Origin of the sequence: Lelliottia sp., assembly GCF_045627565.1 — a bacterium.
GTDB lineage: Bacteria > Pseudomonadota > Gammaproteobacteria > Enterobacterales > Enterobacteriaceae > Enterobacter.
This window is the reverse complement of record NZ_JAZQNX010000044.1, coordinates 50,387-66,500: the sequence shown is the minus strand read 5'-3', so window position 1 is coordinate 66,500 and position 16,114 is coordinate 50,387. Positions and strand designations below refer to the sequence as shown.

Genomic DNA, 16,114 nt, shown 5'->3' with positions numbered 1-16,114 from the left:
GATTAATGCTCGAACATAGCAGAGATGGATTCTTCGTTGCTGATACGACGAATCGCTTCGGCCAACATTCCGGACAGGGTCAGAGTGCGCACGTTTGGCAGCGCCTTGATCTCTTCACTGAGTGGAATGGTATCGCAAACCACAACTTCGTCGATCACGGAGTTGCGCAGGTTATTGACCGCATTACCCGAGAAAATCGGGTGAGTTGCGTACGCAAATACGCGTTTAGCACCACGTTCTTTCAGCGCTTCGGCGGCTTTGCACAGCGTGCCGCCGGTATCGATCATGTCATCAACCAGAACGCAGTCACGGCCAGCAACATCACCGATGATGTGCATCACCTGAGAAACGTTAGCACGCGGACGGCGTTTATCAATGATAGCCATGTCGGTATCGTTGAGCAGTTTTGCAATCGCACGCGCACGAACCACGCCACCGATATCCGGGGAAACCACAATTGGGTTGTCCAGATTCAGCTGCAGCATATCCTCCAGCAGGATTGGGCTACCGAATACGTTATCAACAGGAACGTCGAAGAAGCCCTGGATCTGCTCTGCGTGCAGGTCAACGGTCAGAACGCGGTCTACACCAACGCTCGACAGGAAGTCAGCAACAACTTTAGCGGTAATGGGAACACGCGCTGAACGGACGCGACGGTCCTGGCGAGCATAACCAAAGTAAGGAATAACAGCCGTGATACGGCCTGCAGAAGCACGGCGCAGGGCATCGACCATAACAACCAATTCCATCAGGTTGTCGTTAGTTGGAGCACAGGTGGACTGGATGATGAAAATATCACCACCGCGTACATTTTCGTTAATTTGTACGCTGACTTCGCCGTCGCTAAAGCGACCTACAGCGGCGTCGCCGAGGGAAGTGTACAGGCGGTTGGCAATACGTTGTGCTAGTTCCGGGGTGGCGTTACCAGCAAAAAGCTTCATATCAGGCACGAGAAGAACCTCAGGCATGCGTCCAATGGGGATAACTTTCGCCACAAACTGTGCGGGCCAGGCGAACGCTATCCAGGCGGTGTATTAAAGAGCGCGATGCAACGTCTGGAACAGGGTGACGTTGTCACCGAAACTCAGTCTGCGCCAGAATGAGCTGCTGTAGAGGGGACGTGTTCATCCCACGTGCTACAAAACCGTGCAGCCATTCCGGAGCTTGCTCTAGCACCTGACGAGCGGCGGATTCGGTGTCAAATTCAGCAAAAACACACGAACCTGTGCCAGTCAGGCGCGACGGCGCATATTCTAACAGCCAGGAAAGCGCCGCATCAACCTTACGAAAACGTTTTCTTGCGATAACCTCGCAATCGTTGCCGAATTCACATTTTAGTAACGTCTCTATTGACCGTACAGGCGTGTTTCTCGGCAAATCCGGATCGTTAAAAATAACCGGAGTGGGAATGCTCACACCCGGGTGCGCGATAAGATACCATTTTTCTGGCGGTTCGACGGGAGTAAGAATCTCGCCGACCCCTTCGGCAAAGGCGGCATGACCGCGAACAAATACCGGAACATCGGCTCCCAGCGTCAGCCCCAGCGTGGCTAGCTCGTCCTGAGAAAACCCACAGCCCCACAGATGATTCAGCGTGACCAGCACCGTTGCCGCATTTGACGACCCGCCACCCAGCCCGCCGCCCATCGGCAGGCGTTTCTCGACGCCGATATCAGCCCCGTAATGCTCAGGCAAGCGGCCTGAGCTTGCCGCCGCTTGTACCAGGAGACGCGCAGCGCGCACGATCAGGTTGTCTTCACTGGCGACGCCGTCAACCGGGGTCAGTAAATGGATTTCTCCGTCCTGACGCGGTTCGATGGAGATCGTGTCGCCATAATCAACAAACTGAAACAGCGTCTGCAGCGTGTGATACCCGTCAGCACGCTGGCCGGTAATGTACAAAAACAGGTTCAGTTTTGCCGGGGAGGGCCATTGGGTCATCATTTAACGATCCAGTTGTCCATTTTCAGCTTGATGCGCTGGCCGCCTTCGGTCAGTTCCATACTGGATGGCAGCGCGGGCTTACTGGCACTGTCGTAACCGCCGTAAACCACTTTCCAGGTTTTACCGTTCTGACTGTAGTTGATTTGGCTAAGACGATACTGGTCGTCAAGTTTGTAATCCGTCGCATCGCCCGGGAGGCCCAGGATCCACTGACGCAGGCTGTTGATAGGAATCGGCATTCCCGTCAGCTTGCCAATCATCTCTTCGGCATCGGTTCCGGTGTACTGCTGGCCTTTATTATCGGTAATTTGTGCTTCACCCGGCTGCGCTTTGAGTTCTAACTCGGTGCTACCCAACGGGTTCAGCAGGAGCAGACGATAACGATCCTGCCCGGTTTGCTGCCAGAAAAAGCGTGCGTACACCTTTTGCTGATCGGACAGATAAGCGAAAGCGCCGCGGGTCTGGTACTGGCTCAGATTGCGCACTTCCTGCTGGTGCTGACGCCACTGCGGTGCGTCAGGACTTTTGCCGGGGCCCTTGGGCGGAGTAATCGAGCAAGCAGAGAGTACCAGTGCCGCCAGCGGTAACAAACGAGTCAATCGGGCCATAGTAGTGACAAATCCTTGAGATGCGTTGCAGTTATAACCCTTAATGCTAGCGTCCGGCGGTGGCAGCGTCTACGTTCATATTGTCTTAAATCATGAAATTAGCGGGTGAGGCCTATTACTCCGAAAGGGGGCAGTCTCTTTTATTGATCTCGCGCATCAGGTATGATGCGTCCTGCTAACCTTATTAACGCTGGTACTACTCCCGCTCACATGACCCTTTTAGCACTCGGTATCAACCACAAAACAGCCCCTGTTGCGTTGCGAGAACGTGTTACGTTTTCGCCGGATACGCTCGACCAGGCGCTGGACAGCCTGCTTGCGCAACCGATGGTGCAGGGCGGTGTGGTGCTCTCGACGTGTAACCGTACTGAGCTATACCTGAGCGTTGAAGAGCAAGATAACCTCCACGAAGCGCTGATTCGTTGGTTATGTGAATACCATAATCTGAACGAAGAAGAGCTGCGCACCAGCGTGTACTGGCATCAAGATAACGATGCGGTCAGTCATCTCATGCGCGTCGCCAGCGGTCTTGACTCCCTGGTGCTCGGCGAGCCGCAAATTCTGGGTCAGGTAAAAAAAGCCTTCGCGGATTCGCAAAAAGGGCATTTAAAAGCCAGCGAGCTGGAACGCATGTTCCAGAAATCCTTCTCCGTCGCCAAGCGAGTGCGAACCGAAACCGATATTGGTGCCAGTGCGGTTTCGGTTGCTTTCGCGGCCTGTACGCTGGCGCGTCAGATCTTCGAATCCCTCTCAACCGTTACCGTGCTCCTCGTTGGCGCAGGGGAGACGATTGAGCTGGTGGCGCGTCATCTGCGTGAGCACAAGGTCAAGCACATGATTATCGCCAACCGTACGCGTGAACGCGCACAGGTTCTGGCGGATGAAGTGGGCGCAGAAGTTATCGCGTTAAGCGATATCGATGAACGCCTGAAAGACGCGGACATTATTATCAGTTCAACCGCCAGCCCGCTGCCGATCATCGGTAAAGGGATGGTGGAACGCGCGCTGAAATCGCGCCGTAATCAGCCGATGCTGCTGGTGGATATCGCCGTCCCGCGCGATGTCGAGCCAGAAGTGGGCAAGCTTGCGAACGCTTATTTGTACAGCGTTGACGATCTGCAAAGCATCATTTCGCACAATCTTGCGCAACGCAAAGCGGCCGCCGTTCAGGCCGAAACCATCGTTGAGCAGGAATCGGGCGAATTTATGGCCTGGCTGCGTGCGCAAAGCGCCAGTGAGACCATCCGTGAATACCGCGGTCAGGCGGAGCAAGTGCGCGACGATCTGACGGCAAAAGCGATGGCGGCCCTCGAACAGGGCGGCGATCCGCAGGTAATCATGCAGGACCTGGCGTGGAAACTGACCAACCGGTTAATTCATGCTCCAACCAAATCACTTCAACAGGCTGCCCGTAACGGGGATGATGAACGCCTGACTATTCTGCGCAACAGCCTCGGGCTGGAATAGCGCCACACACCCATTTTCTATTACAAGGTGCATTTTACGCCTATGAAGCCCTCTATCGTCGCTAAACTGGAAGCTCTGCACGAGCGCCACGAAGAAGTTCAGGCCTTGCTCGGCGATGCCGCGACTATTGCAGACCAGGATCGTTTTCGCGCGCTGTCGCGTGAATATGCGCAGCTTAGCGATGTTTCGCGCTGCTTTACCGACTGGCAGCAGGTTCAGGAAGATATTGAAACCGCGCAGATGATGCTCGACGATCCTGAAATGCGCGAGATGGCGCAAGAAGAACTGCAGGAGGCGAAAGCCCGTGCAGAAGAGATGGAGCAGCAGCTTCAGGTTCTGCTGCTGCCGAAAGATCCCGATGACGAGCGCAACGCGTTTGTCGAAGTCCGCGCCGGTACAGGTGGGGATGAAGCCGCGCTGTTCGCCGGCGATCTGTTCCGCATGTACAGCCGTTACGCAGAATCGCGTCGCTGGCGTGTTGAAATCATGAGTGCCAACGAAGGCGAGCATGGTGGATATAAAGAAGTGATCGCCAAAATTAGCGGCGAGGGCGTGTATGGTCGTCTGAAGTTTGAATCCGGCGGACACCGCGTACAGCGCGTTCCGGCAACGGAATCCCAGGGCCGTATCCACACCTCCGCGTGTACCGTGGCGGTGATGCCAGAAGTGCCAGAAGCCGAACTGCCGGATATTAATCCAGGCGATTTGCGTATCGACACCTTCCGTTCATCCGGCGCGGGCGGTCAGCACGTTAACACCACCGACTCTGCCATCCGTATTACCCACTTGCCGACCGGGATTGTGGTGGAATGTCAGGACGAACGCTCCCAGCACAAAAACAAAGCCAAAGCACTGTCGGTATTGGGTTCGCGTATTCGCGCGGCAGAAATTGCCAAACGTCAGCAGGCCGAAGCTTCAACCCGCCGTAACCTGTTGGGCAGCGGCGACCGTAGCGACCGTAACCGCACCTATAACTTCCCGCAGGGGCGCGTGACCGACCACCGTATCAACCTGACTATTTACCGTCTGGATGAAACGATGGAAGGCAAACTCGACTCGCTGATTGAGCCCATCGTGCAGGAATACCAGGCCGATCAGCTGGCGGCCCTGGCAGATCAAGACTAATGGATTTTCAGCACTGGTTACGCGTTGCGATTAGCGAGCTTGGCGAAAGCGAAAGCCCGCGCCGTGACGCTGAAATCTTGCTGGAACATGTCACCGGCAAAGCGCGAACCTATATTTTGGCGTTTGGCGAAACGGAGCTGACGGCGGATCAGCACGCCCAGCTTTCCGAACTGTTGTCGCGTCGCAAAGCGGGTGAACCCGTGGCGCACCTGACGGGAGAACGCGAATTCTGGTCGCTGCCGCTGTATGTTTCTGCGGCCACGCTGATCCCGCGCCCGGATACCGAGTGCCTGGTGGAACACGCGCTGGCTCGTCTTCCCGCCACCGCCTGTCGGATTCTCGATTTAGGGACAGGAACCGGTGCGATAGCGCTGGCGCTGGCGAGCGAGCGGCCGGATTGTCAGATCACGGCCGTTGACGTTATGCCCGATGCCGTCGCGCTCGCGTTGCGTAACGTGGCGCGTCTTGGTTTCAACAACGTAAAAATCCAACAAAGCAGCTGGTTTGACGCTCTCGTCGGCCAGCAGTTTGAGATGATTGTCAGTAATCCGCCGTATATTGATGAACGCGATCCGCATCTGTCGCAGGGCGATGTGCGCTTTGAACCGCTCACGGCGTTAGTGGCGGCAGAAGAAGGCCTGGCGGATATTGCGCATATTGTGACGTTGTCACGCCAGCACTTAACCGCTGGTGGCTGGCTGTTGATTGAACACGGCTGGACGCAGGGCGAGGCGGTGCGTTCGCTGTTTACGCACGCTGGTTATGAACGGGTCGAAACCTGCCAGGACTACGGTGGCAATGACCGTTTAACGCTGGGAAGAATGGCATGAGTACATTCAGCGTTCTGATTTATGTGCATATTGCCGCCGTTGCGCTAACCATCAGCTTTTTCGTTCTGCGCTACTGGTGGCGCTACAGCAACAATTCACTGATCGACGCCCGGTGGGTGCGCGTGGCACCCCACTGTATCGACACGGTGCTTTTCCTTTCCGGCGTGGGTTTAATGTGGGTCACAGGCTATCTGCCATTTACTGATAAAGGCACATGGCTGACTGAGAAGCTGTTTGGCGTTATCATCTACATCGTTTTGGGTTTTATCGCGCTTGGGCGTCGTCGTCCACGCAGCCAGCAGGCCGGATTTATTGCCTTTCTGCTGGGGCTGGTGGTGCTGTACATCATCATTAAACTCGCCACCACAAGAATACCGTTACTGGGGTAAGTCATGAAGTCCTTAGCCGATTTCGAATTTAATAAAGTCCCGCTTTGCGATGGGATGGTCCTGATATCGGAGATGATCCGCGACGATTTCACATCTGAATGGGTCTACGATGAACTGGAAAGCCTGGTGAGCCTGGCGCGCGAAGAGATCAATCAGGCTCGTTCTCAGGACTGGCAACTGGAAAAACTGATCGAGCTGTTTTACGGCGAATGGGGCTTTTGCGACACGCGTGGCGTGTACCGCCTTTCCGATGCGCTTTGGCTGGATGAAGTACTGAAACACCGTCAGGGCAGCGCAGTGGCTCTTGGGGCTGTTCTGCTTTGGGTCGCGAACCGTCTGGATATTCCGCTGGTTCCGGTTATTTTCCCGACGCAGCTGATTTTGCGCGCGGAATCCCTGGAAGGCGAGATGTGGTTAATCAACCCCTTCAACGGTGACACGCTGGACGAACACACGCTGGATGTCTGGCTGAAAGGCAACATCAGCCCGGTGGCTGAGCTTTTCAACGAAGATCTTGATGAAGCGGACAACGCTGAAGTTGTGCGCAAGCTGCTCGATACGCTGAAATCGGCCCTCATGGAAGAGCGCCAGATGGAGCTGGCACTACGCGCCAGCGAGGTGCTGCTGCAGTTCAATCCCGAAGATCCATATGAGATCCGCGACCGCGGGCTTATCTACGCACAACTGGATTGCGATCACGTTGCGCTGACGGATTTGAACTACTTCGTTGAGCAGTGCCCGGAAGACCCGATAAGCGAAATGATTCGCGCGCAGATCAACGCGATCGCGCACAAACAAATTACACTGCATTAATCTTAATTCCGATTCACACCTGTATAAGGCGATCCTATGAAACAAAAAGTGGTTAGCATTGGTGATATCAACGTGGCAAACGACCTGCCGTTCGTGCTGTTTGGCGGCATGAACGTTCTGGAATCCCGTGACCTCGCGATGCGCATCTGCGAACACTACGTGACCGTAACTCAGAAACTGGGTATCCCGTATGTGTTTAAAGCCTCTTTTGACAAAGCCAACCGCTCCTCTATCAACTCTTACCGTGGCCCAGGTCTGGAAGAGGGGATGAAGATTTTCCAGGAGCTGAAACAGACGTTTGGCGTGAAAGTGATCACCGACGTACACGAAGCGTCACAGGCGCAGCCTGTTGCGGAAGTGGTTGATGTGATCCAGCTTCCGGCATTCCTCGCACGCCAGACCGATCTGGTTGAAGCGATGGCGAAAACCGGTGCGGTGATCAACGTTAAAAAACCACAGTTCGTCAGCCCAGGTCAGATGGGTAACATCGTTGATAAGTTTATCGAAGGTGGCAACGACCAAATTATCCTGTGTGACCGTGGCGCAAACTTTGGTTACGACAACCTGGTTGTGGACATGCTGGGCTTCAGCGTGATGAAGAAAGTCTCCAACAACTCACCGGTTATCTTCGACGTGACCCACGCCCTGCAATGCCGCGACCCGTTTGGCGCAGCATCCAGCGGTCGCCGTGGTCAGGTGACTGAACTGGCACGTGCGGGCATGGCAACGGGTATCGCAGGTCTGTTCATCGAAGCGCACCCGGATCCAGCCAACGCAAAATGTGACGGCCCGTCCGCGCTGCCGCTGGATAAACTGGAACCGTTCCTGAAGCAAATCAAAGCGATTGACGATCTGGTTAAAAGCTTCGACGAGCTGGACACCAGCAACTAAAGTGTCCCGTGATAGAAAGCAAAACGGCAACCCTAGGGTTGCCGTTTTCGTTTTACGCCTTCACGCGTGCAAGAAGGCGGAGATGAGTACCCGCCTCAGGCGAAGATCGTCATCAGATAGGCGATAAACAGCGCCATATGCGCCGCACCGTTGAGCACGTTCGTGCGTCCGGTCGAGAACGAAATCTGACACAGCAACAATGACGCCATCATGACAATCATTTCTGGCGCACCCAGCGCAAACTGCAGCTCATTGCCAGTCATAAAGGCAATCATCGTCACGACAGGAACGGTCAATGAAATCGTTGCCAGCACGGAGCCAAAGAACAGATTCATTGCGCGCTGAACCTGGTTGTTGAGTACCGCTTTCAGCGCACCCAACCCTTCTGGGGAGAGAATCAACAGGGCCACCAGGAAGCCGGTAAAGGCGACAGGCGCATTCAATTCGGTCAACAGCGTTTCGAGCGGATTGGCGTTCATCTTGGTCACGGCAATCACCGCAATCAGATGTACGATCAGCCAAAGGGTGTGCCACAGGCTGCTATGCGCGGATGGTTTGCCGTGATGCGGGTCATCGCCGTCATCTTCATGCTCGTAGACAAACAGGCTTTGGTGCGTCTTGGTTTGAATAAGCAGGAATACCCCGTACATGGCGGCAGAGATCAGCGCGACCAGCAGAGCCTGACCGGTGGTGAAATTCGCACCCGGTAGCGCCATCGGAAACACCAGAACGATAATCGCCAGCGGAAACAGGGCAATCAAATACTGTTTAATCCCAAACAAATTCATGTACTGGGTCGCAAATTTTTGTCCGCCCAGCAATAACGAAAAGCCGACCAGACCGCCGGTCACAATCATGATGATGGAATAAAGCGTATCGCGCATCAGCGTCGGCGCGGCATCGCCTGTCGCCATTAATGCAGAAATGAGACTGACTTCGAGGATAACGACGGAAAGGCTTAAAATCAGCGAGCCGTAAGGCTCTCCAAGACGGTGTGCCAGAACATCGGCGTGTCGTACTACGCTAAAGGCGCTAAATAAAATACCTACCAGAGCAAGAGCATTAATCCCAACGACCACTGGCAATGACTGACTGCTTCCTAAGAAGAAGAGCACAGCCAGTGCCACGACCGGGAAAATGAGTGACGTCTCCTTGTGGCGGGTTTTTACCGCCTCCTGTGTTGTTGTCATGCGATTCTCCGTCAATGCAGATGATTGTAATTATAGAGTGAAATTCAAGCCCAATAAACTAACAGAAAACAGGTAAATCAGCGTAATGTTTTACCTAATTTTACGTCAGGTTTGATTTTTCAATCAAACAGCCCGTAATTACGTGTTAATTAAAAATATATCCTAATTAACAGCGCATTAAGATATCTTATTTAACACAAATGTCATAGTGCTGGCAGAGGTGCAATCTATCGACCACACTTATTATTTTAGTGAAAAGAGAGGTTAGCGATGCCGTATAAATCCAAAAGCGATTTACCCGATAGCGTGCAGCATGTGCTGCCAGCGCATGCGCAGGAGATTTACAAAGAAGCGTTTAACAGCGCCTGGGATCAATACAAAGACAAAGACGATCGCCGGGACGATGCCAGCCGCGAAGAGACCGCACATCGCGTTGCCTGGGCTGCGGTCAAACATGATTACGAAAAAGGCGAGGATGATAAGTGGCATAAAAAGAAATAGCGGCCAAATGATTAGCCGCCTCTGTTTGGACATTTCTGGCTGTTGAACTTCCGTTGTATTGCAACCGGCCCGTTATTTGCTTATCGTTTATTAACTGCTGTCAAAATGAGCAGTCAATACAATGCCGGGAAGGCGCTAACAGTTGTCGCAAGGAAGCAAGCAGTGGCGGAGGTGTAAAGTGTTAACGCGTGATTTCTTGTTGAACGCAGATTGTAAAACGGCATTTGGTGACATAGAAGAATCGCTTCTCTGGTCAGCCGAACAGCGTGCAGCGTCGCTTGCGGCGACGATGGCCTGCCGTCCTGATAATGGTCCGGTGTGGATCTTTGGCTATGGCTCGCTGATGTGGAATCCCGCGCTGGAATACCGCGAATCCGCTACGGGTACGCTCCCTGGCTGGCATCGCGCGTTTTGTTTGCGCCTGACGGCTGGACGCGGCAGTGCCTGTCAGCCAGGCCGGATGCTTGCACTGAAAGAGGGCGGGCGCACCACGGGTGTGGCGTACCGTTTGCCGGAGGACACGCTGGAAGACGAGCTGACCCTGCTGTGGAAGCGCGAAATGATCACCGGCTGCTATATGCCGAGCTGGTGCAAGCTAGAACTCGACGACGGACGCACCGTCAATGCGCTGGTGTTTATCATGGACCCGCGTCATGCGCTCTACGAAGCGGACACCCGCACGCAGGTGATTGCGCCGTTGATTGCAGCGGCCAGCGGCCCGCTGGGCACCAACGCAGAGTATGTGTTCTCGCTTGATCAAGAACTGGCACGTTTGGGAATGAAAGATGACTGCCTGAACGAGCTGGTGTCGAAGGTCAAAACGTTGATGGATGGAGAATCTCAGGAAGGGCAGTTACGCCCAGGATTCGCCTGATAAAAAAGCCCGGTCACGCCTTGCGTTCCGGGCCGTATCCTTCGCTGTCACGCTGCTACATAACTCACGGAGTGTTCGAGCGACTGGCTGTGGCTGTCGATCAACACATCCCATGTGCCGGTATATGGCACCGTTAGCCACGCATTGTCTTTGTTCTGTACGCTTAAAATATCCGCCTGCGACGACTTCTGCGCTTTTGTGCTCATCAAATGAATATGACAGCGCTCTGAGCAACGCACCACCACTGTATCCCCGCCAAACAGTTTCAAACTTGTTTTTACCAGTGCCATTATTTACCCCGTAGTCCGAAAACAACGCTCTCCCTGCGGTTAATCCTGAGCGTGATGTTGTTCACAATTCACTCATGGCATAACACCAAAGGGGAAGGGTCGGGATGCTGATTTTGATCAAAAAATGGCATAACGATTAAACAAAAATGACAAAATGCCTGAAAGGGGTTAACTGGCGCGTATTTGAACAGGCAAATACGCGCCGTCATAACATTAAATGCGGAAATGACCAGCCGTTTCAGCCAGGTCACCCGCCTGACTCTGTAGAGCGCCTGCCGCCGCGGCGGATTCCACCACCAGTTCGGCGTTCTGCTGTACCATGCGATCGAGATGCGTCACGGCATGATTAATCTCATGAATGCCTTTCATCTGCTCGCTGGTCGCCACTGAAATTTCACGCATAATCCCCGACACGCTACCAATGCTCGCGCGAATCTCATCCATGCTTTCACCAGCAAGGTGAACATAGCGCGATCCGGTTGCCACGCTGTGGGCAGTCGAATCAATCAGCGTTTTGATCTCTTTCGCGGCCTGCGCACTGCGGCTCGCCAGACTGCGCACTTCGCCCGCAACCACCGCAAACCCGCGACCTTGTTCACCCGCACGCGCGGCTTCCACCGCTGCGTTCAGCGCCAGAATGTTGGTCTGGAATGCGATTCCGTCGATAACGCTGGTGATGTCCCCGATCTTCGCAGAGGCCACTTCAATTGACTGCATGGTGGTGATGGCTTGGGAAACCACTTCGCCCCCGCGTGATGCAGCAGCAGAGGCTTTGCTGGCCTGATCGTTGGCTTCAGCGGCGGACTCATTAGACTGCGTCACAGACGCGGTAATTTGCTCTACCGCACTGGCGGTTTCACGCAGGCTGGAGGCGGCTTGTTCGGTACGCCCGGAAAGATCCTGGTTGCCGGCCGCAATTTCACGCGCCGCATTTTTCACCGAGGCGCTGGCATCACGCAGTTGCACCATCACCGTCGAGAGCTTATCGCTAAAGGCGTTAAACGCGTGGGCAATTTCTGCCACTTCGTCCTGACCATTTTCCGGTAAGCGCTGAGACAAATCGTTGGTCCCGTTCGCGATGGCATGCATGGCATCACGAACATCTGACAGGCGTTTCAGCAATCGGGCGATCACGAAGTGAATAATGGCCCCGCTGAGCAGCACCAGAATCACCAGCGACAGGCCAGAGGCTTTCAGCAGAGAACGCATTCCCGACGTGGCATCGCTGTTGTCGAGCGCGACCACCAACATCCAGTGGGTGCCCGCGACCGGGGTGGCGATAAAGGTTTTCTCGACGCCCGCTAAGGTTCCGTCGATGGCTGCACCTTTTTTCAGCGCGTTCAAATCCACATTTTTGATGGCTTCGGAAAACGGCTTCATTGTTTGAGCCGGATCGTTTGCGGCAATCACCGTCCCGTCGCTATCGATCAGCAACCCGCTGCTGGCAGGCGTAGGATGGATACCGCGAACGTTCGCGACCACGCTGTCCATCGCCACGTCTCCGGCGACGACCGCTTTCAGCTCACCGTTCTCTTTCACCGGCACGGCAAACGTCACCACCAGTTTAGCCGTTCCGGCATCCACATAAGGTGCAGTCGCGACGGGCGCATCGGCGGTAACAACCTGCTGATACCACGGGCGAACGGTCGGATCATAATCAGCCGGTACGCCCTCGGGATCGGAGAATTTCGCCGTTTTACTGGCGTAGCCGACGTAAACGTTAGTAAACCCACCCGCCTGAGCCAGTTGTTTGAACACCGGCACCGGATCGTCATTCAGGGCCACGGATTGCGCAGACGCAATCACCGTAAGCTTGCTATTCACCCAGTCGGCAATAGCCATATTATGGCTGGCGCTGGTACTGGCCAGGATATCACGCTGAGATTGTTGGTTATCCTGCCGTGTGACGTAGAAGTTGATAACGGTATTAAGAATAAGGGCAACGACCAGACAGCCTGTCGTTGCGGCGATGATACGAGCGCGAATTGACCTGAACATACGTTAATACCTGCTGAGTTGACTTAAGATTCGTATCGGCAACCCAGCCGGGAACTTGATGGTGCAACCGCGTCCATAAGAAAATAATATTTTCTGAGGTTTATTATTAAAAAGTTAATACTTTATCGGCGGCCAGCGTCCATTGGGCTAATTCGACCAACGTGCCGATTTCCACGCCCTCGATCAGCGGCAAAGAGGTGATCCCGCGTCCGTCAGTGCAGGTCTTGCACAGCTTCACCGGAACGTCCTGCGCGGTCAGGATCTCCAGCATCTGCTGGAGGTTATAGCCCTCGGCAGGTTTCTGTCCTTTTAGCCCGGCAATCACCGCATCCGACATCAAAAACAGCCGCAGTTCCAGCACGCTCTCCTGATCGCGTAAAGCAATTGCCAGTCGCAGACTGTTAAAAAGGGATTCACTTCCGTAAGCCGCACCGTTGGCGACGATAACGATTTTCTGCATGTTGACTCCAGTTTCATAAAGGGGCACGGATATTGCTTAGCTCAAGGGATAAAAACGATCCGGGAGAGTAAGCATGACGAACATCTATGGCAGTCCACCCGGCGCAACCGAATGGCTTCAGCGCGCAAAACGGATACGCAAACAACAGTTCAGCAACCTGGCGCAGCTCGGCGAACTGGTGAGCTGCATCAGCACGCTTGCCCACATGCTACAGTGCGAGCGCGGGGCGTCAAACATCTGGCTCTGCTCGCAGGGGAAGCTGTATGCCGCCGAATGTAAAGCCAGCCGGGCATTAGCCGATGAAAACCTGGCAGCATTTCACGTTGCGCTGGCGCAGCAGTCGCCTTTTTCAGGCAGCGCCGTCTGTGAGCGTATCGCCAGCGCGCTCCATCAGCTTGAGCAGTTGGGTCCATTGCGGGAGGCCGTCGTGTCGCGCAGCATCAAAGCGCATCTGGCGATGGAACAATACAGCCGTACGCTGCGCCATGTCCTCAGTATCATTCCTCAGCTCAATGACAGCATTGACGATCCGCAAATAGCCAGTCGCTTTGTGGCGCTGTATAGCCTGATGCAGGGCAAAGAGCTGGCGGGGCAGGAGCGCGCGCTGGGGGCGATTGGTTTTACCGAAGGCCATTTCAGCGATGACATGCGCCAGACGCTGGTCGATCGCATCGACGCTCAGCAAGCCTGTTTTGATGTTTTCCTCTCGCGCGTCCAGCCTGACGTGCAGACCACCTTTGATCACCACTGCCTGCCCGGTGTCGAAACCGAACAGCTGCGCCGAATCGCCTGTACCCGCCAACCGTCTGCCGACCAGGGGGCGACTGCGCTCAACTGGTTTGCGCTGCAAACGGCGCGTCTTGAACATTTACGCGCCCTTGAAGAGGTGATGATTGCCGATCTGATGCACGCCGTCGAAGAGCGAATGCATTCAGATAATGAATCGTTTGGGCTTACTGACGAGACGGATGACCCATTCACGCACTGGCCCGACAAACCGCTCCTGTCGCTGGTGCGTCAGCAGGCGCGAGAAATCGAACTATTGTCCCGCCAGCTTGCCTCGTTGCGCGACACGCTTGAGGAGCGCAAAACCATCGATAAAGCGAAAAGCGTGCTCATGACGCATCAAAATATGAGCGAAGAACAGGCATGGTATGCCCTGCGCAAAATGGCGATGGATAAGAATCAACGCATGGTGGATATCGCCCGCGCGCTGCTCACGGTGAAGACGTTATGGCAGGTAATACCAAAGGGGTAGATGCACAATGGACGGGCAGGGTTTGCCTGATTGAGGTGCGAAAAGCGGGAGCAATAGCGTGAAAACTGCCTGATTGAGGCGTAAAAACCTGGCATCCGCTTTGCATTATCACATTAACAAATTTTAACGACGCGCCAACGGCGGTGCGTTCGTTTTCAGGATAAAGGCGTCCAGCAATGCTTCGGCATTGGCGGGCGCTTTTTTTTGGCTTTTTTTCGGGAGTGAGCATGGTGAACTGGACGAGACGGCGATTTTTACAGGCAAGCGCAATAGCGGGCGGGGCGATGCTGCTTCCAGGCGTCATGCACTCTGCGTGGGCGGCAGGCTCGGATAAACCGGAGCTGGAGACGGTGCGCGTGGGCTTTATCCCGCTGACCGACTGCGCACCGCTGGTGATCGCCGCGCTAAAAGGTTTTGACAAAAAATACGGCATTACGATTGTGCCAACGAAAGAAGCCAGCTGGGCTGCGGTGCGCGACAAACTGGTCGCCGGTGAACTGGACGCGGCACACATTCTGTATGGCCTGCTGTACGGACTGGAGCTGGGTATCGCCGGTAAACCGCAGCCGATGGCTAATCTGATGACCCTGAACCACAACGGTCAGGCCATCACACTTTCAAACGATCTGCTGGATCAAGGCGTGCGCGACGTTGACGGGCTGAAAAAGCTGATTCAGCAGCAGGCTCCCGGCACTTACAGTTTCGCCCATACCTTCCCAACCGGCACGCACGCCATGTGGCTCTATTACTGGCTGGCGAGCGCGGGCATCAATCCGTTTGACGATGTGCGCACCGTAGTGGTTCCGCCGCCGCAGATGGTGATGAACATGCGCATCGGTAATATGGTCGGTTTTTGTGTTGGCGAACCGTGGAACGCCCGCGCCATCAACGACCGAATCGGTTTTACCGCCGCTACCTCACAATCCATCTGGCCGGAGCATCCGGAGAAAATTCTCGGCACGCGCCGTGACTGGGTAGAGAAAAATCCGCACACCGCGCGCGCGCTGGTCTGCGCCGTGATGGAGGCCGCTCGCTGGATTGATGCCTCACCGGAAAACAAACGTGAAACGGCGCTCATTCTCTCGCGTCGCGCCTGGCTTAACACCAAAGAGCAGTATCTCACCGGCCGCATGCTGGGCGAATACGATAACGGCATCGGCCAGCGCTGGCAGGATGCCCATCCGATTCGTTTCTTCAACGACGGCGCGGTCAGCTATCCGTGGCACTCCGACGGCATGTGGTTCCTGACTCAGTTCCGCCGCTGGGGCCTGCTGAAAACCGAACCGGATTACGCCGGAATTGCACAGCGTATTAATCAGACCGCCGTCTGGCAGGACGCCGCTACCGCCGTGGGCGGGATCAGCACGCCGTCGTCACCCATGCGCAGCAGCACACTTATGGACGGCACCGTCTGGAACGGCACCGATCCTGAAGGCTATGCCAATCGCTTCGCCATTCACCGTAAAGGGGCATGAA

17 protein-coding genes are annotated in these 16,114 nt (G+C 55.0%); 10 read left to right on the top strand and 7 right to left on the bottom strand.

Going from position 1 to position 16,114, the window contains the following annotated elements; all coding sequences use genetic code 11:
- Positions 1–2: 2 nt before the first annotated feature.
- The 3 genes from prs to lolB form a co-directional block, all read right to left on the bottom strand.
- A complete protein-coding gene (prs, locus tag ACKI5T_RS20400; RefSeq protein ID WP_012017724.1) occupies positions 3–950 on the bottom strand; it encodes a ribose-phosphate diphosphokinase in 948 nt (315 codons plus the stop codon).
- Positions 951–1,074: 124 nt separating this feature from the next.
- Entirely contained in the window at positions 1,075–1,944 is an 870-nt protein-coding gene (gene ispE, locus ACKI5T_RS20395; protein WP_407439796.1) for a 4-(cytidine 5'-diphospho)-2-C-methyl-D-erythritol kinase, read from the bottom strand.
- Entirely contained in the window at positions 1,941–2,552 is a 612-nt protein-coding gene (gene lolB / locus ACKI5T_RS20390) for a lipoprotein insertase outer membrane protein LolB (RefSeq protein WP_059179778.1), read from the bottom strand. Before lolB ends, ispE begins: the two co-directional genes overlap by 4 nt.
- 210 nt (positions 2,553–2,762) lie before the next feature.
- Here lolB and hemA point away from each other — a divergent pair, with 210 nt between their 5' ends.
- The 6 genes from hemA to kdsA are packed head-to-tail and all read left to right on the top strand — an operon-like array spanning position 2,763 to position 8,067.
- Positions 2,763–4,019 carry a glutamyl-tRNA reductase gene (gene hemA, locus ACKI5T_RS20385; protein ID WP_041689438.1) on the top strand — a complete coding sequence of 419 codons (1,257 nt, stop codon included), beginning with the start codon at positions 2,763–2,765 and terminating at the stop codon, positions 4,017–4,019.
- A 42-nt stretch (positions 4,020–4,061) separates the two neighbouring features.
- Positions 4,062–5,144, top strand: a complete 1,083-nt coding sequence (gene prfA / locus ACKI5T_RS20380; protein ID WP_059179780.1) for a peptide chain release factor 1 — start codon at positions 4,062–4,064, stop codon at positions 5,142–5,144.
- Complete coding sequence (gene prmC, locus ACKI5T_RS20375) at positions 5,144–5,974, top strand: peptide chain release factor N(5)-glutamine methyltransferase (protein ID WP_407439794.1); 831 nt, start codon at positions 5,144–5,146, stop codon at positions 5,972–5,974. The genes prfA and prmC overlap by 1 nt, the downstream gene beginning before the upstream one ends.
- Positions 5,971–6,363: an invasion regulator SirB2 gene (gene sirB2 / locus ACKI5T_RS20370; RefSeq protein WP_407439793.1), complete on the top strand. Its 393-nt coding sequence runs from the start codon at positions 5,971–5,973 to the stop codon at positions 6,361–6,363. Before prmC ends, sirB2 begins: the two co-directional genes overlap by 4 nt.
- A gap of 3 nt (positions 6,364–6,366) precedes the next feature.
- A complete protein-coding gene (gene sirB1 / locus ACKI5T_RS20365) occupies positions 6,367–7,176 on the top strand; it encodes an invasion regulator SirB1 (protein ID WP_012017717.1) in 810 nt (269 codons plus the stop codon).
- Between the two features lie 36 nt (positions 7,177–7,212).
- On the top strand, positions 7,213–8,067 hold the full coding sequence (gene kdsA, locus ACKI5T_RS20360; protein ID WP_012017716.1) for a 3-deoxy-8-phosphooctulonate synthase: 855 nt from the start codon (positions 7,213–7,215) through the stop codon (positions 8,065–8,067).
- A 95-nt stretch (positions 8,068–8,162) separates the two neighbouring features.
- Here kdsA and chaA read toward each other — a convergent pair whose 3' ends face one another.
- Positions 8,163–9,257, bottom strand: coding sequence for a sodium-potassium/proton antiporter ChaA (gene chaA / locus ACKI5T_RS20355; RefSeq protein ID WP_407439791.1), 1,095 nt, complete (start codon positions 9,255–9,257; stop codon positions 8,163–8,165).
- A 270-nt stretch (positions 9,258–9,527) separates the two neighbouring features.
- On the opposite strand from chaA, the gene chaB reads away from it, so the two are divergent.
- Positions 9,528–9,758 (top strand): putative cation transport regulator ChaB, encoded by a 231-nt coding sequence (gene chaB, locus ACKI5T_RS20350; RefSeq protein WP_012017714.1) that lies wholly within the window; start codon positions 9,528–9,530, stop codon positions 9,756–9,758.
- 178 nt (positions 9,759–9,936) lie between these two features.
- Positions 9,937–10,632, top strand: coding sequence for a gamma-glutamylcyclotransferase (locus ACKI5T_RS20345; RefSeq protein ID WP_407439789.1), 696 nt, complete (start codon positions 9,937–9,939; stop codon positions 10,630–10,632).
- Positions 10,633–10,679: 47 nt separating this feature from the next.
- Here ACKI5T_RS20345 and ACKI5T_RS20340 read toward each other — a convergent pair whose 3' ends face one another.
- From ACKI5T_RS20340 to ACKI5T_RS20330, 3 genes are all read right to left on the bottom strand, one after another.
- The gene (locus tag ACKI5T_RS20340; protein ID WP_012017712.1) at positions 10,680–10,922 is read right to left on the bottom strand and encodes a DUF1883 domain-containing protein; all 243 of its coding nucleotides are present in this window, start codon (positions 10,920–10,922) and stop codon (positions 10,680–10,682) included.
- A gap of 213 nt (positions 10,923–11,135) precedes the next feature.
- Positions 11,136–12,920: a methyl-accepting chemotaxis protein gene (locus ACKI5T_RS20335; RefSeq protein WP_407439787.1), complete on the bottom strand. Its 1,785-nt coding sequence runs from the start codon at positions 12,918–12,920 to the stop codon at positions 11,136–11,138.
- 106 nt (positions 12,921–13,026) lie between these two features.
- Complete coding sequence (locus tag ACKI5T_RS20330) at positions 13,027–13,380, bottom strand: DsrE/DsrF/TusD sulfur relay family protein (protein WP_407439785.1); 354 nt, start codon at positions 13,378–13,380, stop codon at positions 13,027–13,029.
- A 73-nt stretch (positions 13,381–13,453) separates the two neighbouring features.
- Between ACKI5T_RS20330 and nasR the strand changes: the two genes are divergently transcribed.
- Together nasR and ACKI5T_RS20320 are read left to right on the top strand one after the other, a co-directional pair.
- A complete protein-coding gene (gene nasR, locus ACKI5T_RS20325) occupies positions 13,454–14,638 on the top strand; it encodes a nitrate regulatory protein NasR (RefSeq protein ID WP_407439783.1) in 1,185 nt (394 codons plus the stop codon).
- Positions 14,639–14,865: 227 nt separating this feature from the next.
- Entirely contained in the window at positions 14,866–16,113 is a 1,248-nt protein-coding gene (locus ACKI5T_RS20320; protein ID WP_407439781.1) for a CmpA/NrtA family ABC transporter substrate-binding protein, read from the top strand.
- The last annotated feature ends 1 nt before the right edge of the window (position 16,114 follow it).